Genomic DNA, 25,334 nt, shown 5'->3' with positions numbered 1-25,334 from the left:
AGGCTGTGTTATGACGCGAGCTGACGATAAATTGAACGTGTTGATTCTAGCGGCGGGGCTTGGCACAAGGCTAAGACCTTTGACGTCGGAAATCCCGAAGCCGTTGGTTCGCGTTTATGACAAGAGCATTCTCGAAATCCAGATGGAGCGGGCGAAGTCGCTTGGCGATGTCCGCTTGCATGCGAATGCGCATTACCTGGCTGACCAGATTGTAAGTGAAGGCGAACGCCTTGGCTTTGAAAAAGTCTGGGTCGAAACGCCTGAAATCCTCGGGACTGCAGGCCCATTGCGCCGGATTTATGCGGCCGGGTATCGCGGTGGTCTCTTGATTATGAATGGCGACGCGTACTGCAATTTTGACTTGGGTGCGTTTGTGCGGAATGCACGAAACCGCTGTGATGTTGCACTCCTGGCGGTCAATTTCCCGAAGGTAAACACGTTCCGCGTGGGGGCGGATGGCCGTCTTGCAGGCGTTGTCGGTCGTTTCGGTGCTACGGAAGGCGTGTCTGCGACGTTCTCTGGAATTTCGTGGTACAGCGATGAAGCGCTTGCGAGAATCCGCGACGGTGAGTTCGATATTCGTGAATTCTGGAAACAGGAAATTGCGGCTGGCCGTGCGCCGTTTGTCGATATGTCGCAGTTGCATGCCACGTGGATTGATATGGGTTCGCCTGAAGGTCTCATGGCTGCTGTGGAAGCGCGTTTGGCGGAATGTGGTCGCGACAAGAATGAAGCGGTTGTGGAACCCGGCGTTGTCATTCCTGACGGTGTGAAAATTGCGCATTCCGTGATTTTTAAAGGTGCCGAAATTCAACCTGGCGAGACCATCGAAAACGAGATCCGTGGTCGCGGTTTTGTTTGGAAAGTTTAAAATATGAGAAAGTTTAGAGTAGTACTTGTTGAACCGGAACACCCGCACAATGTGGGTTTTGTCGCACGAGCCATGCATTGCTATGCATTGCCGGAACTTTATATTGTCTATCCGAAGCGCGACAAAGTCTTGGACAAATCTTACCATACGGCCGCCAATAGCCATGATATTCTGGATAACGCAAAAGTAGTCCACAAGTTTGAAGATGCCATTGGCGATTGCTCTTGCGCTGTCGCTTACAGCCGCCGTATTTTTGCAAGTTCTATCAAGCATACGATGGTGCAGAACTTGTCTGACATGCTTCCCGAAGACGGAACGATTGCTCTCGTGTTCGGTCGTGAATCTTGCGGGCTTGCGCTTGAAGAAGTGAACGCTTGCACGTACCAGTGCGAAATTCCGGTGCCGGGACTCATGAGTTTGAATCTTGGACAAGCGGTCTCGATTAGCTTGTACGAACTTTGCCGTTCCGGGGCACTCGCCAACGGCGAGGGCCGCGCGAAGCGCACAACGCGAGGCGTTGCCGAAACGGGTCCTGCAACCATTCAGCAGATTGACGGCTTCAAGAAGTTCCTCGACCGCTATCTCACGGGCCAGTATCACGATCAGGCATGGCGCGATAGCTTCCTTAACACGCTCTTGCAGCGCTTGCACCCGACACGTAACGAACTCTCAGCTTTGTTCGGTTTGCTCCGCAATTTGGCTGGCAAGCCCGCTCGCTTAGAGCACGCCGCTGAAAAAGAAGCAAAAAAAGCAGCACAAGAAGCCGCTCAAAAAGCGTCTGAAAAATCGGAATAAGTGTTCTGAATTTTTTAGAGAATCTTTTGCCATCTTGGAATTGTTCCGGGATGGTTTTTAGTCTTTATGCTCTAAACTTTCGCGTTTGAAATCTTCATACTCGTAAATGTAATCGGATTCATCGTAATGCTCGGAGGCGAGCACCATGCAGACAGCGCCCGAGGAAAAATTCTCGATTTCGCGCCAGTGCATTGTCGGGATGTAAAGACCGTGATAGGAACGGTTCAGGGAATATTTGGAACGCGTCTTGCCATCGTCCAGAATCACGTCGAAGCTGCCGCTAGCAGCAATGATCAACTGACGGAGCTTGCGATGGGCATGGCCCCCGCGGGTTGTTCCGCCCGGGACGTCGTACAGGTAGTACACGCGCTTGATATCAAACGGGATGAGTTCGCCGCCTTCGACAACGCTCAAGTTGCCTCGCTGGTCGTGAGCGATAGGGATATCAATTAAACGCGGTTCTTTAAGCTGTTCTTCGTTCCATTCCATGCCCTTAATATAACAAAACCATCTCAAAATGAGATGGCTTGCTTGAAAATTAGTGGCGTAATGAGAGTTCTTTTTGCTGAATTCTGTTAAATTGTAGATTATTCCTCATCATCTAAAATTTGCGGTTTTATGTTGTTAAGGCATTCTTCAAATGCTTTGACGTTGCCTGTTTCGTAGCCTTCTACATAAAGAATCCTGTCCCCTTGAATGGTGTATCCGCGTCCTATTTCAAAATTGTTGATATTTTCGTCTATGCACAAATCTTTGGATATGTTGCTTTTATACTCATAAGTTAAAGAGCAGGTGATGCCTTCAGAAACTACGCTCAAAGCACCTTTTTCTTTTTCAAAAGCGTAGCCTCCATTTCCATGTTGTCGAATGTTTCCTTCGACTTTTCTTTGCGTTACGTTGACTTTGTATGTTCTATCTCCGATGGTAAAGGTTTCTGAATTCTTTGTTTGGTTCTCTATGGTTACACCATAGTTGTATGGGTCAATACTTCCGGAACCCCCATAACGAATAGTTTCGTCAGACCAATCGTATGAATATAAAAGACTTCGTGGGTAAAACGGATCTCTTTGATGTTTTGTTAGAAAATCATACAAATAAAATCTAAAAAGAGATTCAGAATAATCATCGGTTATCGCAAGTTTTTTGAACGTCGCTATAGAATACGTCGTGTCGGTAACGAAACTACTTTTTGTTATAGATAAATAAATTTCAGGCCAGTCAAATTCTAAATCGTCGTCATCTATAAGAGCTCCTCTTGTGGCGTCGTAACAACCGGGAATTGCTTTCCATTCCCCATATAAGGAACCTGTTTTTTGCCCAATATACATTTGACCTTCACATTCTTTGTCAGCAAAACTAGAGGTATATGTGCCGTTTTTAAAATTAAAATACTTTGTGAGAATTGGATAAAGTACTAGAGTGTCGTTGTGTAATTCGTAGGCATAAGCATTTGTATCTGGCCAACTTGTTATTTTTTGCCATTCGGCTGTTTTATTGGTTGTATCTACCACACACGTGTTCTGAGCATGGGTTGTGATTGTGACAAATGTTTTTTGATCGGGAAATGCTTGGAAAAAGTTTATTTCCTCATCGTCTGATGGACCTGTGCTGGAGTTGTCCCCGCAAGCAAAAAATACTGTAGATGAGGCGATTAAAGCCAATAGATGTTTTTTCATTGGAAAAGTTCCTTTTAAAATGCTTTATACGGGCTGAGTTGTTTTCCATTCCATGCCCTTAATATAACAAAACCTTTTTGAAATGAAATTGCATAAAAATTATTATTGCAATTTTTATGAGAATAAGCGAGATTGTTGGTTTTGAAATAATGGTGTAGAGAAAGTTCGTTGTGATAGTGGTTGCGTCGGCCAAGGTATTTTCTTCGCAGTAGCGCGCAAAACGAGTGTTGCGACGGGCTGCTTGCAGACCGGCATAACCGAGTGAAGCCGCTGACGCCGTAGGCGTCAACTCCGAGCTGGGGCCCCGCCCGCATGATGTACATTTTGCATCTTGCAAAGATGTACCTTTGGCGGTGAGCCTGCTTATCTCCAATGCTTTAACTGCGAGAGGTACGAATCGAAGGTCTTGCGGCGTTCTGCATCGGGCGTGTTGTCGGGATTCGGCATGTGCGTGAGCAAAAAGTCGAGCAACGTGTTGATGGAAACTCCTTTGTTCGATTACAGAGTCAAATATATCAACGCTCTAATGCAAAATCAAGAAACAGGCTGTTGCTTTCTGTAAAATGTAGTGCGGTAGGCAATTGGGAATGTTATATTTGCATCATGACCACAAAGACCATTAAAATTCAGTACCTAGACGATTCCATCCCGAAACTCACTTACGTTGGCGGCAAGTCCGACTGGATTGACCTTGCTGCTGCTGAGACGGTAGTGCTCAAGGCTGGTGAATTTCGCCTGATTCATTTGGGTGTTGCCATGAAATTGCCTGAAGGCTACGAGGCGCATATCGCTCCACGCAGTTCTACGTTCAAAAATTTCGGCATTTTGCAGGCGAATTCTGTGGGCGTGGTCGATTCTAGTTACTGTGGAGCAAATGACTGGTGGAAAATGCCTGTTTATGCCACCCGCGATGTTACCATTGAAAAAGGGAGCCGCATTGCGCAGTTCCGCATCATGGAAATTCAGCCGACGCTCACGTTTGTGGATGGCGCGCTTGATGGCGCTGACCGCGGTGGCTTTGGCTCTACCGGAATTTAATTTTTAGAACGTATGTTTCCACTGGGCTGCAATGGAATAGAATAACCATTCGCGGCCTGTTTTTGTCATGAACGGCTCGTGCGCATCATCATCGTATTTTTCACGGAAACTGCGGCGAGCTCTGAAGTCGGTAAGCACGTATAGCAGGTCTTTCTTGCTAATCTTGATTTCTACCATAGGCCAGATGTCGATGGTCATAAAGTCGCCATCGTAATTGCCCGAGAATTTGCCGTAATCGCTGCTCTGGTAATTTCCCCAAAGAGTTGCTCCAATGCCAGCCATAGAGACCTTGAGTGGCATTTGGTATCCCAGGAAATATTCCTGTTCGTACACCCATCCGTTTGCAAAACCGTAGGAATTTCGCCAACCCCAGACGGTTGATTTGGTGCCCGTCATTTTTTGGTAGCCTGCTTTGTATGTAGCGGTCGTGACGACATGATGCCAATCGCCTTCCCATATTGCAGCCAAGTCAAACATGAAATAGCCGCTTGCCCATGTGTAAAAGTACCAGTTTGCAAATGGCGTCAGGTTTTTATACTTTGGCTTAGATTCATCAAGCTTGGCAAGACCTTGTATGTCGTCGGTGAGTGGCCAGCCTGTGCCAATGGTTCCGCCGATAGCAAATTCGAGGAACGCTATCGGTGAAAATGTCACGGAGGCTACAGGCGCAATGGTGACAGGAGATAGTTCTAGCCCGAGCTTGAATGCCAAATGGTTGTCCACGGTAAGTTCGTCTGAACCGTTCAAAAATGGCATGGTGTAGGTGGCGTCAAATTCAGTAACAGCTTCGACACCATCGTAAGCACCGCTAATCCCTGAAAAGTGCGAGGAACCTGTTTTATGGTCGACCATTGGGTAATACGCTGCCGATGTTGTGAGTGTAAACTCCAGAGGGGATTTTTTTTGTGGAGTAGGCTCTTCGGCAAAAAGCGCAGAACAAACTATTAATAGTAAAACTAAAATAAACCTATTCATAAAACATCCCACATGAAATTAGAACGAAACTTTACCCTTGAACGTAACACTGCTGAAATCGCGGTATTGGCCGTACATTCCATCCTTGCCGTCTGGGCCTTCCAAATATAAATCGCCGATAAGGCTGAGGGTAATGGCGTCTGTTAGTTTGTAGTCGAATTCGAGTTCGCTTGCTGTAGAGTAGTTGCATAAATCAAGTGCCCCAGAAGCAGAAATGGTGAGAGTCTCGTTTAGGAGAGTCTTTTCTATGCTGAGGGTTGCTTGGTGTTCGTACTGCTTGCGGTCCAAGTATTTTCTGTACTTGAAAACAACATCTGAAATGTATTGTGCGGTAATCATCCAGCCGTCGCTCAATGTCCAATCGAAACCGACAAGGCTTACAAGCTGGTGCCTTTTCTTGCTTGATGTAACGTTCTCTTCGTAAAAGAATTGCTCAATTTGGTAATCTGCGGTTGTCTGAATATGCCGCATTAGAAAAAACGCCGTTTCTAGACGGAATACAAAATCGCCTGCAGGGATTGCTGCATCGGCACCAATCATGGCCATGCGTTTGTATTTGCCTGTAACATCAATCATGCCGACATCCTCTGGGGATTCCGGGTACACGTAAAAGTAGGGCGAGTATTTAATAAATGGCGTGTCATCCCAGCCATAGAATCCGTACAAAGACAGGTCTGCTACAGATGTGTAGAAACTTGCACGAATGGCGTATTCGCTATTGTAAATGTCTTTGTGGGGAAGCTCAAAATCGTCATAGAAATATGGGCAAAAAATTTGAATTCCGTCCATTTGGTCTGGGAACATGCGGGCACGGAGTGGGTTCCCGGCTGAGAGCGGAAGAATGCTCGGCGTAAAGAACGGAATGTAGTATGCATCGACTTGGGCTTTGTCTGTCAAGAGAGACAAACGTACTGCATCGATTCCGAGTTTGGATTCGTTATAATCGCTTGCGACTACTCTTGATTCATCAAAGGGACTCACGACATCGGTAATTTGGATGTCGTCGGCTTTTCCCCATGAGACTATCTGGCGACCGATACGGAGTGCGAATATTCCGCTTTTCCAGTCGATATAGGCTTCTCTCAGCTTTAATGCGAAAGATCCGTCTTCGTCAGCGAATCCAGACATTCCATTAGAAGACTGGCTCCCAACGGCATCGTGGATTAATTGGCCGTTTACATAAATCATGGCTTCGTCGTAGAATGCCTTGACGGAGCCATCGAAAATTGTCTGGCCGAGCAAAAAATCGCCTTTCTGCTTGTGGGCGTTGGGGAGGCCTATGCCCGCTTGGGTTGTGAGGCTTCCGCTAAATGCGATTTCTTGTGCGTGAAGCGTTGGGACCGAAACGTGAGCCATTGTTGCGAATGCTATGGCTGGGATTGCTTTGAAAAAGGAATGCCTATTCATACTTCCTCCTTTTCTTTGCCAAAGGGTTTTGCCACATGTAAAAGGGCGGGGGTAATCGTGTAGTCGGCAATCAATGCGCTTGAAAGACCGACGATAATGAGTACACCAAGAACCGCCAAGAAATGCATGGGGCTGAACAGATAAACGCTGAACATGGAACACAGAATAACGGTCGTCAGGAACATCGTAGCGCCAATTTCGCGGAAGGTCGCTTCCATGGCCTTTTCGCTAGAACCCATTTGTTCATGCTTCATTTTCAGGTGCGTCGTCAAATGGATGGTGTCGTCAACGGCAATGCCTAAAACCATGGGCATCACGGTGATGGTGCTGAAGTCAAGGGCGTAATTGAAATAGCCCATGACGCCGCCCACAAGAATGACCGGAGCCACGTTCGGAATCATGCCGATAAGACCAAGCTTAAGGCTAGAGAATGCGAAAACGAGCATAATGGCGATGATGACAAGTGAGAATCCGAAGGATTTCAGGCCGCCAAAGATAATGCGGTTGCTCATTTCGGAATAGCGAATCATGTCGCCAAGCAAGGTGCATTTGGCGCCAGGGAAAAGCTCGGTGAGTTTTGCCTTCAACGCTTCCATATTGGCAAGAGCTTCTTCTGTGGCGAACTGCGTCATGTCCACGCTGACCACGGTTGTCTTGAAATCGTCATCCATGACATCGCTGAAGTCGTTATGCATTTCGATAGAAGAAAGTTCCATCAGCTGTGCAAGTACGTATTCGTCTTCAGGGACGATGTACATCGAATCCTTGCCCTCATTGAGGGCGCGGTTCATTTCTTTCAGGATGCTTGTTGCCGAGGTTATGCGGGCCTTCCCGCCAGACCATTTGGTGAGCGAGAGCGTGCCGAGATAATCTTCAAGCTGCACAAGCGCTTTCATGTTTTCGGGCTTCTTGAATGCACCTTCTTCATCGTAAGAAATCATGACCGTGTAACTGTACTGGTTGCCGAGCTTTTGCGCCAACATTTTTTTGACTTCTTGAATGTATGGCATCTTGTCGCCCGTGATGGTCAGGTAATCGAGCTGTGCCGTGATTTTGAACATCCCCGGAATGAATGCGGCGATAACCAATGCGCTAATGACAATGAACGATTTCTTTCTGTCGTGGACAAACTTAGACCATCTCGAAAAAGAGAGATCCAGTTTTGTAGCTCCGTTCACTTGAGTAGCTCTGGGTGCGCGGTCCTTGCCGAACGAGAGCAGAATCGGGATGAGCACGGTAACGTAGATGTAAATCGCGAGCACGATAAAAGCGGATGTTTTACCCATCCATTCTAGGGGTTTCATGTTCACGAACAGGAAACTGATAAACGAAGCCATGGTCGTAAGAACTGTGAACAGTACTGGCCAGCCGCATTCCTCGATGCACTTGATGGCAGATTCCTTGCGCTTGCCCGTGCGTCTAAAATGCAACTTGAACATCTTGATGTAGTGTACGGAATAGCCGACTGCAAGTGCCATGCCAAGGACAACCGGTAAAGTCACAAGAGCGGAGTCGGCTTTTTCACCAAAGAACGACATCGCTCCAAAAACCGTGGCGATAGCGCTGATTGTTGCCACTGCTGGAACAATCACGCCAAAGACGTTGCGCAGGCAAATCGCTAAGAACAAGAGCATCACGACAATGCTGCAGAGGACTCTTACACCGTATTCGGGAACTTCGTAACGGTCTTCGTTAGCGCTGTCGTATGGCATACCACCACCGTAAAGCTTGAATCCTTTGTTCTGGAATTCTTCGCTTTCGATGATGTTCATCAGCTTGTAGCCGATGTCTGTTGAAACTTCGGTGTTGTCCCCACCGTACTTTTCTTCGAGCTCTTTTCCTGTGAATGGATGGAGTGAAAGGGAAATCCACGTTTCTTTGCCATCATCGCTGACAAGCGAATTGATGAGCGCATTTGTCTTTTCGCTCCCGCGCATCACGAGATCACGTGCTTTTGCAAGCCCTTCGGAATCCGAAGGAATACCGTTTTCATAGGGCTTTACAATCGAAAATCCTTCGTCATTGCCGACTGGAATATCGACTTCGACGATGGAGGTCAATCGGTCTGCAAACGGAATTTCATTATGCATGCGGTTGCCGATTTTTTCGATGACCTTCAGCATGTCTTCGCTAAAGACATCGCCTTCGCCTTGCTTTACGACAAGGACGCCAATCCCGTTCAGGTTTCCGAAGGTTTCTTCGTATTTTTTTGTGTTGATGGTGATTTCATCTGAGTTGCCGAACCAGCCTTCTTCGCCAAGCGCTAGCGAAAAATTGCTCAAGCCTAAACAGCAAATGACCGTGACAATAAGCAATCCGGCAAGAATCTTCCAGCGGTTGCGAATTTGCGCCTGTCCGACCTTGCCGAAAAATTTGTTGAATTTTTCGACTTTCATATTTTGCCGTCCTTTTCTATCTACTTAATCTGTTCACGTTCAAGAGCGCTTACTGTGAAGTAGCTCTCGTTGACCTTTTCATCGTATTTGAGGTTCTTGACTTCGTAGATGGTCTTGTGGTTGGTCTGGACGTTAGTCATTGTCTGCTTGAGCGTGGTCCAGTAGCCGTTCACCTGTTTGATATCGTCTGCGGTAAGCGTTTTTTGCAGGCGGTTCTGCTTGTCGTAGTATTCGCCTTTCTGGACGACGAAGGTCTTCTTGTTCACCCAAGTGACGCGGCGGCTCACTTTTGCCTTTGAGTCTTTTGCCTTGGCTTCCAAAATCCAGCAGTCGGTGCCGTTTACTTTTTCTTCGCCAAGGAGGGCGAAGTTGTCCTTGGAGAGGCTGCGGGTGCCGAGATCGTCGTACGTGAAGTCGGTTCCTTGGAAATCGTCGTCCTTGTTGGAGCCAGAAACGCGGCGTACCTTTTTCATGGCTGGGATATAAATCCAGCTGTCGCTGTCGACGGTGGAGCCGTCGGCTTTGTCGGGGTAGTCATAGGTGAGGTAGCTGATGCCAGCCACGTCGCGCGGTGTTTTAAACATTAGAACAGTCTTGTCGGTTGTGCCGTCCTTCATGGTGTAAGAAACCAATTCGCGGTTACGTGTCTTGCCGTTTTTATCAATCAAAGTTACAGATACAAGTCCGGAAGATGTTTTCCCGGAAGGTAAGTCGTGGACTTTTTTGGCAATTTCATTTGCAGACTGTGCGAAACATGTTGTGAAAAGCAGAAAACCAGCGCTAAGAGCGCTCAAAAAATGATTTTTCATATTTTTCTCCTTCAAAAAATTTAAAGGCGGTTTATGAAAATCGCCCAGGGCCCTTTGTAAGAAAATTATATCGATTTACGCCGTCGCGGGACATTTTCTGTAAAAAAATACTCCGAATTGTATTATATGGGCGCTTTTTGTGTTCTAGAGCACGTTTTTCATACCTACTATTTTTACATGAATTTCTCTCGTCTTTCGTCTCTCGTCTCTCGTCTAATTCCTATATTTCCCACGCAAAAATTTTTAACAAGGATTATTCTTATGGCAAAGATTGCTATTCTCGGTTACGGTAACCTCGGTCGCGGTGTTGAATGCGCCGTGAAGCAGGCTCCGGATATGGAACTTGTCGCCGTTTTCACTCGTCGCGATCCGTCGACGGTCAAGATCCAGACGGCTGGCGTTCCGGTGTTGAACGTTTCTGAAATGGAAGCATGGAAGGACAAGGTTGACGTGCTCATCATCTGCGGTGGCTCTGCTACGGACCTGCCGGTGCTCACCCCGAAGTACGCTTCTATGTTCAACGTGATCGACTCCTTCGACACGCACGCCAAGATTCCGCAGCACTTTGCTGCCGTTGACGCTGCTGCCAAGGGCGCAAACAAGATTGCCATGATCTCTGTCGGTTGGGATCCGGGTATGTTCAGCCTGAACCGCGTGTACGCTCAGTCTATCCTTCCGGAAGGCAAGGACTACACGTTCTGGGGCAAGGGCGTTTCTCAGGGCCACAGCGATGCTGTCCGCCGCATCAAGGGTGTGAAGAATGCTAAGCAGTACACCTGCCCGGTGGAATCTGCTCTTGAAGCTGTGCGTAGCGGTTCTATGCCGGAACTCACCACTCGTCAGAAGCACACTCGTCTCGTTTACGTGGTTGCCGAAGAAGGTGCAGACAAGGCCTACATCGAAAACGCTATCAAGACGATGCCGAACTACTTCGATGAATACGACACTACGGTCAACTTCATCAGCGAAGAAGAATTCAACAAGAACCACAGCGGCCTCGCTCACGGTGGTTTCGTGATCCGTACCGGCAAGACCGGCATGAACAAGGAACACACGCACGTAATCGAATACAGCCTCAAGCTCGATTCCAACCCGGAATTCACGACGAGCGTTCTCGTGGCTTACGCACGCGCTGCTCTCCGCATGAAGGCTAACGGCCAGACTGGTTGCAAGACTGTTCTCGACGTTCCGCCTGCATACCTCAGCACGCTTAGCGACGAAGATTTGAGAGCTCATTGCTTGTAGTCGCCTATGGCTCACGGCTTGTAATAAGAATGTATATGCCGACCCCGTCCCGGCACAGAGGCCGGGATGACAATTTTGGGTGACATTGCAAAAGAAATTGCCTCGGGTTTAACCCGAGGCTTTTTGTATAAAGGAGATGCCCGTTCGGAGACGGGCATGACAATTAAGAACTGCGCCGAAGGCGTATTAATCGTGAATGGTATTCTTGAGGCTTTCGATCAAGCGGGCAAAGCTCGGGTCGGTTTCCATTTCTTTCTTGACGCTCTTGATGGCGTGCACGACGGTGGAGTGGTCCTTACCACCAAAACGGGAGCCGATGCTCTGCAAGCTGATGGGGGAGAGTTCGCGCATGAGGAACATGGCGACTTGGCGAGCCTTCGAGATTTCTTTGGTGCCGCGGCCCGGTTCGATGAGCTTGGTTTCGGGAACTTCGTAATGCTGCGATACGGCATGGAGCACGGCGTCAAGGCTTACGCGGCGACGGAGCGTCGGGGCGATTTCGGTGACGACCTTCTGTGCGATGTTCATGTCGATGTCGTGGCTCATGAGGCTCGATTGGAGCGTGAGCTTGATGATGGCGCTTTCGAGGCAACGCACGTTGCTTGCAATATTTTCAGCAAGGTAACGGATGACTTCGTCGCTGATTTCGAGATGGCGTTCTTCGGCCTTCTTGTGAAGGATGGCTTCGCGGGTTTCTACGTCAGGCGGCTGGATGTCAACAGTTAAGCCCCAGGAGAAGCGGCTCACGAGGCGGTCGGAGAGGTTCTTGACTTCGGCAGCGGGAGCGTCAGACGTAAGCACAATCTGCTTGCCTGCCTGGTGCAATGCGTTAAAGATCAAGAAAAATTCGTTTTGCGTTTCGTACTTGCCTGTCCAGTTCTGGATGTCATCGATCAAGAGAATGTCTACTTCGTTGCGGTAGAAGTCCGACATTTCGGTGATGCGCTTTTCTTGCAGGCATTTCATGTACTGCTGCGAGAAGTCTTCGGATGTGAGGTAAATCACACGCTTGGTCGGGTCTTCTTCGAGAATGTAGTTACCGATGGACTGGAGCAAGTGCGTCTTGCCAAGACCGGAAGAACCATAAATAAATAGCGGGTTGTACTGCGTTCCATCCGGATTCCTGGCGACGGCGAGAGCGGCGTTGAAGGCGAGCTGGGCCTTGTCACCCGGGACGAAGTTTTCGAAACGGAAGCTGCCAGAAAGCGGAACGCTCGGCTTGATAAATTCGCGGAAAGAGTTGTCGGAGGTGCTTACTTGCGGCTGGTAAACGTCTTGCGGCTGGAATTCAAATTCTACCGGAGCATCGTCGTGGGAGACGTCTTTCCAGGCGAGGCGGATCAGGTCCTTGTAAGCGGCATAGACTTTGACGTCAAGTCCGGGGGGCACTGCGATAACGGCGTGTCCTGGGGTTTGGCTTACAAGCTTGGTCTGTGCAAAATATGTCTTGAATACCGTATCCGACAGCATTCCGTGGAGGTAGTTCAAGCATCTTTCCCATTCAACCTGCATCTTCAATCCTCATCCGATTAATAATCTATCAACAACTAGGCGTTATAATTTAGCTAATTCTTTGGGATGTTGATAGATTGTGAGTGAAATAAACCTAAAAATTTTCTTACTTCTTTGTAAATGAAAATTAACGTGCGCGTTTGGGCCTTCGTGCGTTGGCGAAAATCGCTTAAATTTTACAAATTTTCTAATTTTGCTATGATGGTAATAAATACGCTTGTGGAATACAGTTTTTGGACGCCCGTTTTGCTCTGGGTCGGTCTCCATTTTTGGTTTAGGAATGTCTCGTACGTCGTTTTTTTGAAAAACCAGCTCGATCGGGGCGAAAAATGGGCTTACGTGTTGAGCGGATTTGTGAAAAATCCGGGGCGCGTGAGTTTTTTGCGTTTCTGCGATTATCTGTTTACGGCGATAACGTCGGTGGCGACCTCTGCCACGGTGGTGTGGACTCTCCAAAAGATTGGGCTTGGCACTAACGCCTATTATGGATTTGTGTCCGTACTTATTTTTGTCTGGATCGCTTATTTGATGAAGCGCAGGACGGAACTCAAGCTCACGGATTTGTTCCAGTCGGCTTTTTATCTGGAATATCGTTGGGTCAATTATGGGATCCAACGCAAGGGTATTACGATGTCGGATGAAAACGTGCGTGACCGTGCGGGACTCAGCTATGCGCATAAGCTCCGCAATGCCGAAGACCATGGCCGTTTTTGGAAGTACGTAAAGTCGATGGCCGCGTCTAAAAAGGTGCCGCCGGAAATGTTTGAGGTGTACTAGCTCATATGATTGATAAATTGGATTCTTTAGATGTGGGCGAGAAGGTGCTCGAAGGCAAGGCGGCGTGGAAGTATGCCGAAGATATCTTGCAGTTGGTGTCGCGTACGTTTGCGCTGAACATCCAGGTTTTGCGTGGCAAGTTGCACCGCAGTATTTTGCTTGCGTACCTTTATTTGCGCATTGCCGATACGGTCGAAGATGACCCGGACATGATAGCGACCGAAAAGGACCGCGTGCTTGCGCTGTTTGCCGATGTGTTCAAGACGGGCGAACTCGAGACTGAGAAAATCCGCACGTTCGTAGCTGCGCTCCCAGAATCTTGGCATGGCTCCGAAGACCCGAACAAGGATCTTTGCTCGAAGTCCGAAGTCGTGGTGCCACTTTTGAAGTCGCTCCCTAAGAACTACCAGAAGCCGGTTTGCGACGTGGTGATTGAAATGTGCGGTGGCATGGCGAAGTTTGCACTCCGTCAGGAGGCTGCGCTTTCGGCGGGCTGGTTCACGCTTGCGAACGTGGGCGAACTCGATGAATACTGTTACTATGTGGCTGGCATTGTCGGGAAGCTCTTGACCAAGCTTTTCTCGGCGGACACGTGCTTTATCAGTGCGGAACGTGAAGCGGAACTTTCGAAGCTGGACGTGAGCTTTGGGCTTGCCTTGCAGGTCGTGAACATCGTGAAGGACTGCGTCGAGGATTCTGGACGCCGAGTTTGCTTTATCCCTGAAGAGATTTGCAAGCGTCATGGCTTTGCGCACCCGAGCGAACTTTTTGCTGCAGGAGCTGACGCTCAAAAATGCGGCGCAGTGCTTTCGAAACTTGTCGAGAAGGCTTGGCATCATTTGGACGATGCGATAGCCTACACGAAGCTCATCCCGAACATCAAGATGCGCACAAGGCTCTTCTGCCTCTGGCCGCTCTTTATGGCGGCGGAGAACTTGAGCTTGATCGGGAATGGCGTGTCGGTGTTCACGTCGGACAAGAAGGTGAAAATCACGCGCGATACCGTGAAGCGGATTGTCAAGGAAACATCGATGCACTTCTATTCGGACAAGTGGATTGATGAGGCGTACGCGAAAATTAAGAGGAACATTTAGACGAAAGACGAGAGACTAGAGACGAGAGTCTTGTCATCCTGAGCGGAGCGCGTAGCGCGAAGTCGAAGGATCCAGTGCTTTTTAAAGGAAATCGTAATGGAGAATAATTCGAAGTTTTATAATAAGTGGCCGTTCCATGTGGCGGTGATTGTTTTTAGCATTATTTCTGACCAGTTGACGAAACTGTGGGCGGTGGCGCGTTTTACGGACGAAGCAGGGAATTTTACGTACGAGAAAATTCCTGTGATTGGTGAACTTGTGCGCTTCCAGCTTGTGTACAACAAGGGTGCTGCGTTCAGCAGCCGTCCGCAAGACTTGATGCCGTTCTTGCCGCCTTGGCTGTTCTTTCTGTTGATTTCGATTGTCGCCGCTTTTGCACTCGCTTGGTTCTATAAGTCCATCGACAAGCGTGATTACTTGAGCCGCTTGGGTGTCGTGATGATTCTCGGCGGTGCTGTCGGAAACTTCATTGACCGCATGCGCATGCAGATGGTTGTGGACTTTATCGACTGCGATTTCCCAGATTTTATCATGACTCGATTCCCGACGTTTAACGTGGCGGACTCGTTTGTGACTGTCGGCGTTGCCCTCGTGATTTTATCTCCCGTGATTTTACGTAAGTTGCATAAGCAAATAAAAGAAGAGAAAGACGCTGCTGAAAAAAAATAAGAATTAGCTGTCATTCCCGGCTTAGACCGGGAATCTCCATCGAGCTGAATGTCGCAAAATATACTTGTATATTTTATGACTGAAGCGAGGGGAGATGAGCTTTGCTCAATCCCCTTCTTGAAAAAATAGAAGAGGAGATGCCCGCTCGGAGGCGGGCATGACATGAAAAAAATTAACACAACCCCATACCTCAAAGCGGCGAAGCCGCGACCCGAAAAATGAATTACATCGTAGAAGAAAAGCATAATGGTGAACGTATCGACAAGTTCCTTGTCGGCGTTATGGAAAATGTCTCCCGCACAGACGTGCAGAAGCTGATTGAAGCGGGCGAAGTCAAGGTCGGCGGTGGCAAAGTCTCCAAGAACTTCCGCGTAGAAACGGGGATGGCGGTTGTCGTTGAAAAGATGATTGAGAAGGAATCTTCGACGCTTGAACCCGAAGATATTCCGCTGAACATCGTTTACGAAGATGACGATATTGTGGTCATCAACAAGCCGCGCAATTTGGTGGTGCATCCGGGTAATGGCGTGAGCAAAGGAACGCTTGCTGCAGCACTCTTGTACCATTTCAAGGAAAATCTTTCGACCGTGAACGGTCCGCTCCGTCCGGGTATTGTCCACCGTTTGGATAAGGATACGCCGGGGCTTATGGTGGTCGCGAAAAACGATGCCGCTCATAGGCATTTGGCGCATCAGCTTGAAACGCGCACGCTCCATCGCACGTACAATGCGCTTGTATGGGGTTGCCCGCGTGACCTCGAAGGAACGATTGACGCTCCGATTGGCCGTAACCCGAAGAACCGTCTCAAGATGGCGGTGGTGAAGGGCGGTAAGGAAAGCCGTACGCATTACGTTGCGAAGCAGTTCTTTGCGATTGCGACGCTCTTAGAATTGCAGTTGGAATCTGGCCGTACGCACCAGATTCGCGTGCATAGCCGTTACACGGGCCATCCGGTTGTAGGCGATCCGCTTTATGATGGTCGCGACGAAAGCTTGAACCGCGTGCCGCCTCTGATGAAGCCGGTGGCCGAGAAGGTTCTTGAAATTGCTCCGGCGCAGCTTTTGCAGGCTGTGAAAATCGAACTCATCCATCCGCGCACAAACAAGAAGCTTACGTTCAAGGTTCCGATGGAAGAGCCGTTTGCAAATGTGCTCAAGCTCTTGAAGAAGGAATGCCCGGCATCGGCGCCTGTGTATGACGAAGAAGAAGGTTTCCGCGATTTCGATGCGCAGATTCGCTTTGACGAAGATGATGAATTTGACGAATACGCAGAACCGCTGGAAATCTCGCCGGATGAAGCCGCTCCTGTGAAGGAACGCAAGACGCGTGCTCAGCGCCTCGCCGAGAAGAAGGCGACTGCCGCCAAGCGTCGCGCCGTTGCTGCCGAACGCAAGCTCATCAAGCAGATGAAGGCCGCTCGTCGCAAGGGTATTGCCCCGGAAGATTTCGTGGAACCAGGTTACGAACCCACAATCGATCCTGAGCTGTTGGAATAGACGAAAGAACGCCACTGCGTGGCTACAGACGACAAATGCCAAAGGCGAAAGATGTGTCATTCTGAGCGGAGCGTAGCGGAGTCGAAGAATCCAGTAAAGTCTCGAATTGCTAATAACTATTGACTAAAGACTAGTGACCAATGACTAATTCTTACTTCTTTATCGGTGTTGCTGGCGTGGGCATGAGTGCCATCGCGCAGTATTTGGTGGGCAAGGGCGTTGCTGTGAGCGGTAGCGACCGCCAGTTCGGCGAGTTCCTGAACGGGAAAGCCGAGAAGCCACTTGTCATGAGCCAACTCGAAGATTGCGGAATCAAGTGCTTTGCGCAGGATGGTTCCGGCGTTGTCGAAGGTCTTACCGCAGTCGTGGTGAGCACCGCTATCGAAGATACGAATCCCGATTTGAAGCGAGCCAAGGAACTTGGCGTTCCGGTGATGCACCGCAGTGAAATGCTCGCAAAGATTTCCAAGGAAGCGCGCACGATTGCTGTCTCAGGCACGAGCGGAAAATCGACCGTGACCGCGATGATTTACCACATTCTCGACTACGCAGGACTCCAGCCGTCTGTGATGACGGGGGCTGGTCTTGTGAATTTGCAGGCTCAGGGCAAGATTGGTAACGCCGTGAGTGGCAAGGGCGAATGGCTCGTTGCCGAAGTCGATGAAAGCGATGGAACGCTTGTTCGCTATGAACCGGAAATCGGCGTCATTTTGAACATCGACAAAGACCACAAGGAAATCTCCGAGCTCGAACAAATTTTCTTGAAGTTCAGCCAGAACGTCTTGAGCGCAGGTCACATTCTGATTGTGAACGATGCGCATCCGCTTGCAAAGAAGTTTAGCGCCGGTCGCGAATTTGACTTTGGCTATGAAAGCTATGTGAGCGTCCAGGGAATTGATTTCAAGTCGGTCGGGACTCACATCCAGTTCCGCGTGCGCCATGGCAATGAACTTGTGAAGTTCGAAATTCCGCTGCCAGGCAAGCACAATATGGAAAATGCTTTGGCTGCCACTGCCGCCGCACTTCGCGCGGGCGTTTCGCTCCACACATGTGCCGATGCGCTTTCGACGTTCCCGGGCGTGTTCCGCCGTCACCAGATTCTCGGAACGTTTAACGGCATTACGCTTGTCGATGACTTTGCTCACAATCCGGCAAAAATTGCTGCAAGCATCAAGAGTGCTCAGGACTTTACCGAAGGCCGCGTGATTGCTTGGTTCCAGCCGCATGGCTTTGGCCCCACGCGATTCTTGCGCAAGGACTTGGTGGACTTTATCGCCAAAACGCTCCGCCCGATGGACATGGATTTTGACCGCAAGAACGATGTAATGTTCTTCAGTGAAATCTATTACGCTGGCGGAACCGTGACGCGAGACATCAGTGCAGGTGACCTTGCAGATGACTTGATTCTCAAGGGTTGTGAGGCTATTTACATTGCTGACCGCAACGAGTGCGCCAAGAAAATGCTAGAATATGCAGAACCAGGCGACACGATTTTGCTGATGGGCGCAAGAGATCCGAGCTTGCAAGAGTTCGCTCGCTCGGTAAAGCAACTTTTGGAAAATCGTTAAGCGCATCAGTATCGTGCGGTCGTGTTAGGATTGCGCGGTCTTTTCGAAAATAGGGGAAAATTGCAATGGACAAAAAGACTGTTCTAAAAAATGTTTTTTTTGATGGCGCCAAGCGCGACATCTTGATCGTCGGTAATCTCTTTGAAAAGGTGACGCGTCCGCTGGAACCCGCTGATTACGAAGGCGCTGAAATCGTTGATTGTTCACATTTCGCGATTATGCCTGCTTTCTATAACGGCCATACGCATGCATCAATGTCGCTGTTGCGCGGTTTTGCTGACGACATGGAACTCGGCAAGTGGCTCAACGAATACATTTGGCCGACAGAAGCGAAACTCACGGATGAGGATATTGCAATTGGTAGCCGCTTGGCGATTCTCGAAATGATCAAGTCGGGAACGGTTTTCTTTGCGGACATGTACTGGCATCGTGAACAGACGATGTGCGTTGTCGAAGAGATGGGAATCCGTGCGGCAATTGGCGTTACGTTTGCAGAACCGCTGATGTCGCCGGAAGCCTGGGCTGCAAATGTCGACTTTTTGAAGAATCACACGGGCGAATCGGAACGTGTGCAGCTTGTGGTGATGCCGCACGCCGTTTATACGGTGGGTGAGGAGAAAACTGCAGAACTCATTGAACTTGCTCATGCCGAGAATTACAAGATTCACACGCATTTGTCCGAAACGATGACCGAAATTAAGAATTGCATGGAACAGTTCGGCTGTACTCCTGTGGAATTTTGGAAGCGCCTTGGCGGCTTGAATTCAAATTTCTCGGCGGCGCACTGCACGCATTTCACGGCGTCTGACCGCAAGATTTTTGCGGAATCAGGTGCAACTGCCATTTTGAATCCGTGCTCCAACATGAAGCTGAACAGCGGCATTCCGCAGGTTGCCGAAATGATTAAGGACGGCATGAAGCTTGGTCTTGGCACGGATGGCGATTCGTCGAACAACAACCTCGACATGCAAGAAGAAATGAAGACGGTTGCACTCTTGGCGAAGTATCTCGGAACCGCAGAAACGCTTCCTGCCGAAGATGCTCTCAAGATGGCTACATGCAATGTTGCGCAGTTCTTTGGAATCAATGTCGGCCGCATTGCAGAAGGCTATCTCGCAGATTGCTTGCTGATTGACTTGAACAATGAACGCATGGTGCCGTGCTACAACATTTATAGCAACTGGGTCTATTCTGCAAATTCAAGTGCAATTGATTCTGTGATGTGCAATGGCAAGTTCGTGATGCGTGGCCGCCACGTCGATGGGGAGGAAGAAATCCTCCGCGATGCTCGCGAATGCGCTACCCGCCTCGCTTCTAAATAAAGAGGCGGCATTCTGCCGCCGCTTTGTCATGCCCGCCACTGTGCGGGCATCTCCTTTTTGTCATCCCGGACTTGTTCTCTTTGACCACTTAGAGCTTTAGCTCTTACGTGGTCATGATCCGCGTATGGGGACGGGATCGCCATCTTGTAAAAGAAGGTATTTTATTTTTTAGCGGCGCTTGAAGACGAATTCTTTCCGTTTTCAAACGTCTTTACGGCAGCGTCCTTGGCGGCGATGGCGGCGTCTTTAGCCTTCTCGGCAGTCTCGGTGACTTTGGTCGCTACACTGTCTGCGGCGTTCTTGACGGCAGCCTTAGCGCTGTCGGCAGCTTCTTCTGCGGTGTCTTTAGCCTTGTCGATTGTTTTATCTGTAATCGATTTGGTGAGTTCGCTTGCTTTTTCCTTAGCCATCTTGCGGAGATTGACTTCGTCCGAGGAATAGCCCATGGCTTCAAGGGAAGATTTGTAAATGCTATAGGCAATGGCATCATTTCTCACGTTCTTGAGGTTCCCTTCGACAGGGAGCAAATGCATAATGGTGAGAAATACAAAACAAATTAGCGATGCTTTGATAATGCCGAACAACAACCCTAAAATACGGTTTGTTTTACCGACAATTGTATCCTTGATGGAATCGCCGACAATATGCCCAATAAACGAAAATAGCAGGAACGGTATTAAGAAACCGATACAGGTACAGATGAGATGGGCGGCGAAATCACCGAAGGCGAAATTCCGTACAAAAAAATCGCCTAAAAGGTCTTGGGCAAAGTAAGCGCCAAAAATAGCGGCAATCCACCCGCACAGCTTGAACACGCTGCTCAAAAGTCCGCGCCATAACCCAATAACGCTAAACACAAGCAGACAAGCTGCGCATGCTATATCTATCCAATTCATTGGACAAATCCTCTAGATAGCCAACTGCACACCGATAAATGCGATGGCGGCAACTATCACTCCTAGTATAAATCCTATTCCGTACTTAAATGTAGTTTTTTGCGGCTTCGGAGATATCACGGAATCGATCGGTTGGTCTTCGTTTACCGTATCTGCCCATTCGGCGATGTAGGGTGTCATGTCGCGCGGGTATTCTCTCATGAGGTCGGCTAGCTCATTGGCTGCATCGCAGGCCGAAGAGGGGCGCTTGCTGGCACGCTTGTTGAGCAATTTCAACACGAACTTGCGGAGCGGCTTCGGAACATCGTTTGGAAAAACTTCCAATTTGAACTTCATCTTGAGGATGTTTTCGCGTGTTTCTTCGAAGTCCTTGCCTCGGAAAAGATTCTCGCCAATGAGCATTTCGCTTGCGATGATGCCTACGCTAAAAAGGTCGCTTGCGTAATTGACCTTTTGTCCCATGATCTGTTCGGGGCTCATGTAGGCGGCGGTGCCGATGATGCAACCGGTCTGCGTGAGTTCCTTGCCAATTTCGAGCGGGGTATCCGTGTGGGCAATGCCGAAGTCCAGTAGGCGAACGCGTCCGTCTTTGTCGATCATCATGTTGGCGGGCTTCAAGTCACGGTGGGTCACGCCGTTTCTGTGGGCGTGGCTGAGTGCATTCAAAAGTTCGTACAAAATGGTCTCGACAACCCAGACTGGCGGTCGCTTGTTTCTCAGAAGCAAGTCCTTGAGACTTGAACCTTGTACGTATTCCATCGACATCGTGTAGTTGCCGTCGCTGTCTTTCCAGAGGGCATACGGCTGGATGATGCTTGGATGGTTCAGGTGGGCGAGGATGCTCCCTTCTTGCAGGAATCTCTTGATGTAGATGTCCTGCTGGTTCAAGTTTGTATTGAGCCTCTTGGCAACAACGAGCCTGTCGAGAGACGGGTCTCTACAAAGCCACAGACTACCCATGGCTCCGCTATTGAGAGCTTGTATAGGTTTGTATCCGCCGATTTTTGACGGAAGCTGATCTTTAACTTTTTTCCTAGACTGTGTTGCCTTGACCTCTTCCATGCTGCCCTATATAGAAAAAGATTTATTTCTTGTCGCTCAGGTAAATGCTCTGGTGCTTCGTCTTCGGGTCCTGATTGGGGTAATCGAGGATGTAGTGAAGCCCGCGAGATTCCTTGCGACGGAGGGCGGCAATGAGGATCATCTTGGAAACCTGAAGGGCGTTCAGGAATTCCAGGAAGTGCAAGTTTTCAGTTTCTTTGTTCTTGATAGCGGCTGCAACGTCGGCTTCGAGGCTTTCGATAACCTTGAGACCTTGGTTGAGGCCTGCTACGGTACGGACAATACCGCAGTGCGTCCACATCATGTCCTGGAGCATCTTCTTGCGCTTGCGCCAGTAGGCCGCCTTTGCAAAACTGACGGTCTCTTTCTTGGACTTGGGTGCGGTGAATTTATCCTTAGTGATGCCGCTCTTTTCGATATCATCGACAGCGCGGATGGCAAACACTACGCTTTCCAAAAGCGAGTTCGAGGCAAGACGGTTTGCTCCGTGAACGCCCGTTGCTGCAACTTCGCCGCAGGCGTAGAGTCCCTTGATTTCGGTACGGGACCAGGTGTCAACGAGAACACCGCCACACATGTAGTGGGCTGCCGGAACGACCGGAATCCATTCCTTCGTAATGTCAATGCCTGCATCCATGCACTTAGAATAAATGTGCGGGAAGTGGCTCTTGATGTCCTTCGGGGTACGGCCAGAAAGGTCAATGAACATGTGGTCCTTGCCAAGACGCTGCATTTCGCTGTGGATAGCGCGAGCGACAATATCACGCGGGGCGAGGGAGTGCAGCGGGTGCACCTGGTTCATGAATTCTTCGCCCTTGTCGTTCTTGAGAATGCCGCCGAAACCGCGCACAGCTTCGGAGATGAGGAACGGCTTCTTGAACTTCGGTGCGTACAAGCTAGTGGGGTGGAACTGCATGAACTCGATGTCCTGGAGGGCGGCACCTGCGCGGGCTGCAATCGCCATGCCGTCGCCACAGCTATCGGGCGGGCAGACGGTGTACTGCCAAATGCGGCCTGCACCACCTGTCGAAAGGATGGTGGCCTTGGCGTAGATGCTTTCGACTTCACCGGACTTCTGGTGAATAATCTTTGCGCCGATGCAGCGCTTGTTCTTGCCTTCGCCTTCGCAAATCAAGTCCTTGATGTAGCAGTTTTCAAGGTAATCGATGTTCTTTTGCTTGTGGAGTTCGCAGAGGAGGGCGCGCATGATCTCTTTACCGGTGAGGTCTGCGGCGTGCAAAATGCGGTGGTGGCTGTGTCCGCCTTCGAGGTGAAGGTCGAACTGCGACTTGTCTTCGGGCGACGGTGTGAACTGGACGCCCCACTTGACGAGCTGCTTGATGGTCGTGGGACCGTTCTTCACGAGAATTTTCACGGAGTCCTTTTTGCAAAGACCTGCACCTGCTTCGAGGGTGTCTGCCACATGGAATTCAAATTTGTCTGTTTTTTCGGTGACAGAGCAGATACCGCCTTGAGCGTAGTTCGATGAGCCGTCCGGCTTTGCACCTTTGGTTAAAATGACAACGTGGAACCCTTTTTCTGCCGCGTGGAGGGCGGCGCTCAATCCAGAAATGCCGGCACCCAGAACCAAAATATCGTACATGAGATACTCCAAAGGAATTGTTGTATTTTTATATCCCATAAATAGAAAAAATAGGGCTTTTCGGCATTATATTTGGCTTGTAATTTCGATAAAATAAAATGCAAACATTTTTTTTTGCTATTTTTCGGTGCGACAAAATTTTAATGGAGTTGTCTCTATGTTAACGTGGATTAATGAAAAAGCCAAGTGGGTAATTGTGATCTTTGCCGCCGGTATCGCCATCGGTCTTCTCGCCATGGACCGTGTTCCGGATCAGGGACGTAGCTATCCTATCGGCGTTGTCAACGATACCAAGATTTCCTATACGGATTTTGATTCTCGCGTGAAGATGATCGTGCAGAACCAGTATCAGAACCAGCACTTGGACGATGAACAGTACTCTCAGCTCCGCGCTCAGGTGTTCTCTAGCTTCGTTCGCCAGGCTCTTTTTGCCGAACAGTACGAAAAGGCCGAACTGAGTGCCTCGGTCGCCGAACTCAAGAACGAATTCAAGCGTAATTCCGACGCCGTTCGTGCACGCTTGGTCCAGGAAGCTCAGGCTCGCCTCTATGCTATTCAGCAGCAGGCTACTTCTCAGGAAGACTTGATCCAGCGTTCTCAGGCTTACCTCAGCTCTTTGCCGAAGTTCCTCACGGACACGACTTTCAACAAGGCTGATTACGATGCTTGGATTGAAACTCCGGCTGCATACCGCTGGAGCGCCATGCTCATGCTCGAAGACGAAATGAAGAACAACACCATCCCGGCTCGTCAACTTCAGACCTTGGTCGGTGCTTCTGTCCATCCGACATCTCTCGAAGCCAAGTGGAATGTTGAACGTCGCATGACGGACTACGAACTGCAGGTGGCGGTTGCACCGAATTCTGCATTTGTTGTGGATAGCAACTCTGTGGATAGCGTGATGGTCGCTGGCTATTTCAACGCTCATATTGATAGTTTCTTTGTCCAGAAGGATGCTGCTCAATTCCAGTATGTTTCCCTCCCGGTCGAAGCAACGGCTGCTGATGACGCTAGCATCCGTGAATATGCAATGACGCTTTACTACCAGCTTACGGATTCCTCTTCTACGACAACGTTCGAAGACATGGCTCGTGTTTCTTCTGAAGATCCGGGCAGCGCCGAAAAGGGTGGCATCTTGAGCGATGATTTTGTTGGTCGTGGCACTTACGTGAAGCCGTTCGAAGAAGCTGCTTTCGCTCTTGACTCTGGCAAGATTTCTGAACCGATCCGTTCTCAGTTCGGTTACCACATCATCAAGTCTTACGGTAATGTGAAAAATGACAAGGGTGAAGTTGAAAAGGTCAAGGTTGGCCATATCCTCCTCACTGTCACTGCTTCTTCTAATACTATTGATAGCCTCGAAAAGATCCTCACCAACATCAAGAAGGATGTCGATGCTGGTTCTGACTTGCTCACCGAAGCTCAGGCTCGCGGTCTTGAAGTCAAGACTTCTGAATGGGTTTCTCGTGATGGCAACATCGGTGCATTTGGCTACCTCAAGGGGCTTGCTTCTTTCGCATGGCCGAACGAAAACCTCCCGAAGGAAGAAAGCGAAATTTCTGGCGTGCTCAGAAACAACAAGTGGGTTGTCATTGCTAAGAAGATCGGTGCTTACAAGGCTGGCGAACGTAGCCTTCCGCTTTACTACAATGATATCAAGGCAACGCTCCTCAAGCAGAAGGCTGGCAAGGCTGCCGAAACCTACTTGAACTCTGTTGCAGCTCAGGTGAAGGCTTGGAACCCGGCTGATACGGCTGCCAAGATTGAAAAGGTCGAACTTGAATCCAAGAACGCTTCTGTCGACGGCTTTGTTCCGGGCTTCGGCTACGGCAGCGCCCAGACTGCAAAGGTTGTTGGCAAGGCTACGGCTGGCGAATGGACTGCTCCGGTTGTCGCTGATAACGGCGCCGTGATGGTCAAGGTCATTTCCAAGAAGACTCCGAAGCTCGAAGAAGTCGAAGAAGCCATCAAGCAGGATGTAGACAACTCCTATCGCTTTGGTGTGATGACAGCTTTCAACGACTACGTTTCGACTCTCGAAGCTTCTACGCCGGTTCAGAGCAACCTCGATCTCTTCTACAGAGACTAAGGGCTTTCGCGAGAGCTATGCTCTCGAGTTCGCA

The 25,334-nt window shown here is 49.4% G+C and carries 22 protein-coding genes; 11 read left to right on the top strand and 11 right to left on the bottom strand.

Annotation, left to right across the window (positions count from 1 at the left end):
- The first annotated feature begins 10 nt into the window (after nt 1-10).
- A complete protein-coding gene (locus tag B7991_RS00635) occupies nt 11-871 on the top strand; it encodes a sugar phosphate nucleotidyltransferase (RefSeq protein WP_088629137.1) in 861 nt (286 codons plus the stop codon).
- Between the two features lie 3 nt (nt 872-874).
- Nucleotides 875-1,666 (top strand): RNA methyltransferase, encoded by a 792-nt coding sequence (locus B7991_RS00630; protein WP_088629136.1) that lies wholly within the window; start codon nt 875-877, stop codon nt 1,664-1,666.
- Between the two features lie 57 nt (nt 1,667-1,723).
- On the opposite strand, the gene B7991_RS00625 is transcribed toward B7991_RS00630, so the two are convergent.
- From B7991_RS00625 to B7991_RS00615, 3 genes are all read right to left on the bottom strand, one after another.
- Nucleotides 1,724-2,155, bottom strand: coding sequence for an FdtA/QdtA family cupin domain-containing protein (locus B7991_RS00625; RefSeq protein WP_088629135.1), 432 nt, complete (start codon nt 2,153-2,155; stop codon nt 1,724-1,726).
- Nucleotides 2,156-2,253: 98 nt separating this feature from the next.
- Nucleotides 2,254-3,342 carry a hypothetical protein gene (locus tag B7991_RS00620; protein WP_088629134.1) on the bottom strand — a complete coding sequence of 363 codons (1,089 nt, stop codon included), beginning with the start codon at nt 3,340-3,342 and terminating at the stop codon, nt 2,254-2,256.
- A gap of 363 nt (nt 3,343-3,705) precedes the next feature.
- Nucleotides 3,706-3,813 carry a zinc ribbon domain-containing protein gene (locus B7991_RS00615; RefSeq protein WP_235002952.1) on the bottom strand — a complete coding sequence of 36 codons (108 nt, stop codon included), beginning with the start codon at nt 3,811-3,813 and terminating at the stop codon, nt 3,706-3,708.
- Nucleotides 3,814-3,945: 132 nt separating this feature from the next.
- Here B7991_RS00615 and B7991_RS00610 point away from each other — a divergent pair, with 132 nt between their 5' ends.
- Nucleotides 3,946-4,380, top strand: a complete 435-nt coding sequence (locus B7991_RS00610) for a dUTP diphosphatase (protein ID WP_088629133.1) — start codon at nt 3,946-3,948, stop codon at nt 4,378-4,380.
- A 3-nt stretch (nt 4,381-4,383) separates the two neighbouring features.
- Here B7991_RS00610 and B7991_RS00605 read toward each other — a convergent pair whose 3' ends face one another.
- The 4 genes from B7991_RS00605 to B7991_RS00590 form a co-directional block, all read right to left on the bottom strand.
- Nucleotides 4,384-5,232, bottom strand: a complete 849-nt coding sequence (locus B7991_RS00605; protein ID WP_088629132.1) for a hypothetical protein — start codon at nt 5,230-5,232, stop codon at nt 4,384-4,386.
- Nucleotides 5,233-5,373: 141 nt separating this feature from the next.
- Entirely contained in the window at nt 5,374-6,762 is a 1,389-nt protein-coding gene (locus tag B7991_RS00600) for a DUF1302 family protein (protein ID WP_088629131.1), read from the bottom strand.
- Entirely contained in the window at nt 6,759-9,158 is a 2,400-nt protein-coding gene (locus B7991_RS00595; RefSeq protein ID WP_088629130.1) for an RND family transporter, read from the bottom strand. The genes B7991_RS00600 and B7991_RS00595 overlap by 4 nt, the downstream gene beginning before the upstream one ends.
- Before the next feature lie 20 nt (nt 9,159-9,178).
- Nucleotides 9,179-9,967: an outer membrane lipoprotein-sorting protein gene (locus B7991_RS00590; RefSeq protein WP_088629129.1), complete on the bottom strand. Its 789-nt coding sequence runs from the start codon at nt 9,965-9,967 to the stop codon at nt 9,179-9,181.
- 261 nt (nt 9,968-10,228) lie between these two features.
- On the opposite strand from B7991_RS00590, the gene B7991_RS00585 reads away from it, so the two are divergent.
- Nucleotides 10,229-11,212, top strand: coding sequence for a diaminopimelate dehydrogenase (locus B7991_RS00585; RefSeq protein WP_073423980.1), 984 nt, complete (start codon nt 10,229-10,231; stop codon nt 11,210-11,212).
- A gap of 186 nt (nt 11,213-11,398) precedes the next feature.
- On the opposite strand, the gene dnaA is transcribed toward B7991_RS00585, so the two are convergent.
- Nucleotides 11,399-12,724, bottom strand: coding sequence for a chromosomal replication initiator protein DnaA (gene dnaA / locus B7991_RS00580; RefSeq protein ID WP_088629128.1), 1,326 nt, complete (start codon nt 12,722-12,724; stop codon nt 11,399-11,401).
- Nucleotides 12,725-12,922: 198 nt separating this feature from the next.
- On the opposite strand from dnaA, the gene B7991_RS00575 reads away from it, so the two are divergent.
- The 6 genes from B7991_RS00575 (at nt 12,923) to B7991_RS00550 (ending at nt 19,650) form a co-directional block, all read left to right on the top strand.
- Nucleotides 12,923-13,501 carry a hypothetical protein gene (locus tag B7991_RS00575; protein ID WP_254917785.1) on the top strand — a complete coding sequence of 193 codons (579 nt, stop codon included), beginning with the start codon at nt 12,923-12,925 and terminating at the stop codon, nt 13,499-13,501.
- A gap of 5 nt (nt 13,502-13,506) precedes the next feature.
- On the top strand, nt 13,507-14,595 hold the full coding sequence (locus B7991_RS00570; protein ID WP_088629127.1) for a squalene/phytoene synthase family protein: 1,089 nt from the start codon (nt 13,507-13,509) through the stop codon (nt 14,593-14,595).
- Between the two features lie 96 nt (nt 14,596-14,691).
- A complete protein-coding gene (lspA, locus tag B7991_RS00565; protein ID WP_088629126.1) occupies nt 14,692-15,264 on the top strand; it encodes a signal peptidase II in 573 nt (190 codons plus the stop codon).
- Between the two features lie 218 nt (nt 15,265-15,482).
- Nucleotides 15,483-16,760, top strand: coding sequence for an RluA family pseudouridine synthase (locus B7991_RS00560; RefSeq protein ID WP_088629125.1), 1,278 nt, complete (start codon nt 15,483-15,485; stop codon nt 16,758-16,760).
- Nucleotides 16,761-16,900: 140 nt separating this feature from the next.
- Nucleotides 16,901-18,328 carry a UDP-N-acetylmuramate--L-alanine ligase gene (murC, locus tag B7991_RS00555; RefSeq protein ID WP_088629124.1) on the top strand — a complete coding sequence of 476 codons (1,428 nt, stop codon included), beginning with the start codon at nt 16,901-16,903 and terminating at the stop codon, nt 18,326-18,328.
- A 65-nt stretch (nt 18,329-18,393) separates the two neighbouring features.
- Nucleotides 18,394-19,650 (top strand): amidohydrolase, encoded by a 1,257-nt coding sequence (locus B7991_RS00550; protein ID WP_088629123.1) that lies wholly within the window; start codon nt 18,394-18,396, stop codon nt 19,648-19,650.
- Between the two features lie 161 nt (nt 19,651-19,811).
- Here the strand turns inward: B7991_RS00550 and B7991_RS00545 are convergent, their stop codons facing one another.
- The 3 genes from B7991_RS00545 to nadB are packed head-to-tail and all read right to left on the bottom strand — an operon-like array spanning nt 19,812 to nt 23,211.
- Nucleotides 19,812-20,546, bottom strand: coding sequence for a CvpA family protein (locus B7991_RS00545; RefSeq protein WP_088629122.1), 735 nt, complete (start codon nt 20,544-20,546; stop codon nt 19,812-19,814).
- Between the two features lie 12 nt (nt 20,547-20,558).
- Nucleotides 20,559-21,608: a serine/threonine-protein kinase gene (locus B7991_RS00540; protein ID WP_088629121.1), complete on the bottom strand. Its 1,050-nt coding sequence runs from the start codon at nt 21,606-21,608 to the stop codon at nt 20,559-20,561.
- A gap of 22 nt (nt 21,609-21,630) precedes the next feature.
- Nucleotides 21,631-23,211, bottom strand: coding sequence for an L-aspartate oxidase (gene nadB, locus B7991_RS00535; protein ID WP_088629120.1), 1,581 nt, complete (start codon nt 23,209-23,211; stop codon nt 21,631-21,633).
- A gap of 157 nt (nt 23,212-23,368) precedes the next feature.
- Here nadB and B7991_RS00530 point away from each other — a divergent pair, with 157 nt between their 5' ends.
- A complete protein-coding gene (locus B7991_RS00530; protein WP_088629119.1) occupies nt 23,369-25,300 on the top strand; it encodes a peptidylprolyl isomerase in 1,932 nt (643 codons plus the stop codon).
- Nucleotides 25,301-25,334: the final 34 nt, after the last annotated feature.

This window comes from Fibrobacter sp. UWB3 (assembly GCF_002210405.1).
Taxonomy (GTDB): Bacteria; Fibrobacterota; Fibrobacteria; order Fibrobacterales; family Fibrobacteraceae; genus Fibrobacter.
This window is presented reverse-complemented; position numbering and strand designations above follow the sequence as displayed.

Excerpts from the sequence above, each read along its gene's own strand:
- B7991_RS00635 (WP_088629137.1), top strand. The coding sequence starts at position 11 with ATGACGCGAGCTGACGATAAATTGAACGTGTTGATTCTAGCGGCGGGG.
- B7991_RS00630 (WP_088629136.1), top strand. The coding sequence starts at position 875 with ATGAGAAAGTTTAGAGTAGTACTTGTTGAACCGGAACACCCGCACAAT.
- B7991_RS00625 (WP_088629135.1), bottom strand. The coding sequence starts at position 2,155 with ATGGAATGGAACGAAGAACAGCTTAAAGAACCGCGTTTAATTGATATC.
- B7991_RS00620 (WP_088629134.1), bottom strand. The coding sequence starts at position 3,342 with ATGAAAAAACATCTATTGGCTTTAATCGCCTCATCTACAGTATTTTTT.
- B7991_RS00610 (WP_088629133.1), top strand. The coding sequence starts at position 3,946 with ATGACCACAAAGACCATTAAAATTCAGTACCTAGACGATTCCATCCCG.
- B7991_RS00605 (WP_088629132.1), bottom strand. The coding sequence starts at position 5,232 with ATGGTCGACCATAAAACAGGTTCCTCGCACTTTTCAGGGATTAGCGGT.
- B7991_RS00600 (WP_088629131.1), bottom strand. The coding sequence starts at position 6,762 with ATGAATAGGCATTCCTTTTTCAAAGCAATCCCAGCCATAGCATTCGCA.
- B7991_RS00595 (WP_088629130.1), bottom strand. The coding sequence starts at position 9,158 with ATGAAAGTCGAAAAATTCAACAAATTTTTCGGCAAGGTCGGACAGGCG.
- B7991_RS00590 (WP_088629129.1), bottom strand. The coding sequence starts at position 9,967 with ATGAAAAATCATTTTTTGAGCGCTCTTAGCGCTGGTTTTCTGCTTTTC.
- B7991_RS00585 (WP_073423980.1), top strand. The coding sequence starts at position 10,229 with ATGGCAAAGATTGCTATTCTCGGTTACGGTAACCTCGGTCGCGGTGTT.
- dnaA (WP_088629128.1), bottom strand. The coding sequence starts at position 12,724 with ATGCAGGTTGAATGGGAAAGATGCTTGAACTACCTCCACGGAATGCTG.
- B7991_RS00575 (WP_254917785.1), top strand. The coding sequence starts at position 12,923 with ATGATGGTAATAAATACGCTTGTGGAATACAGTTTTTGGACGCCCGTT.
- B7991_RS00570 (WP_088629127.1), top strand. The coding sequence starts at position 13,507 with ATGATTGATAAATTGGATTCTTTAGATGTGGGCGAGAAGGTGCTCGAA.
- lspA (WP_088629126.1), top strand. The coding sequence starts at position 14,692 with ATGGAGAATAATTCGAAGTTTTATAATAAGTGGCCGTTCCATGTGGCG.
- B7991_RS00560 (WP_088629125.1), top strand. The coding sequence starts at position 15,483 with ATGAATTACATCGTAGAAGAAAAGCATAATGGTGAACGTATCGACAAG.
- murC (WP_088629124.1), top strand. The coding sequence starts at position 16,901 with ATGACTAATTCTTACTTCTTTATCGGTGTTGCTGGCGTGGGCATGAGT.
- B7991_RS00550 (WP_088629123.1), top strand. The coding sequence starts at position 18,394 with ATGGACAAAAAGACTGTTCTAAAAAATGTTTTTTTTGATGGCGCCAAG.
- B7991_RS00545 (WP_088629122.1), bottom strand. The coding sequence starts at position 20,546 with ATGAATTGGATAGATATAGCATGCGCAGCTTGTCTGCTTGTGTTTAGC.
- B7991_RS00540 (WP_088629121.1), bottom strand. The coding sequence starts at position 21,608 with ATGGAAGAGGTCAAGGCAACACAGTCTAGGAAAAAAGTTAAAGATCAG.
- nadB (WP_088629120.1), bottom strand. The coding sequence starts at position 23,211 with ATGTACGATATTTTGGTTCTGGGTGCCGGCATTTCTGGATTGAGCGCC.
- B7991_RS00530 (WP_088629119.1), top strand. The coding sequence starts at position 23,369 with ATGTTAACGTGGATTAATGAAAAAGCCAAGTGGGTAATTGTGATCTTT.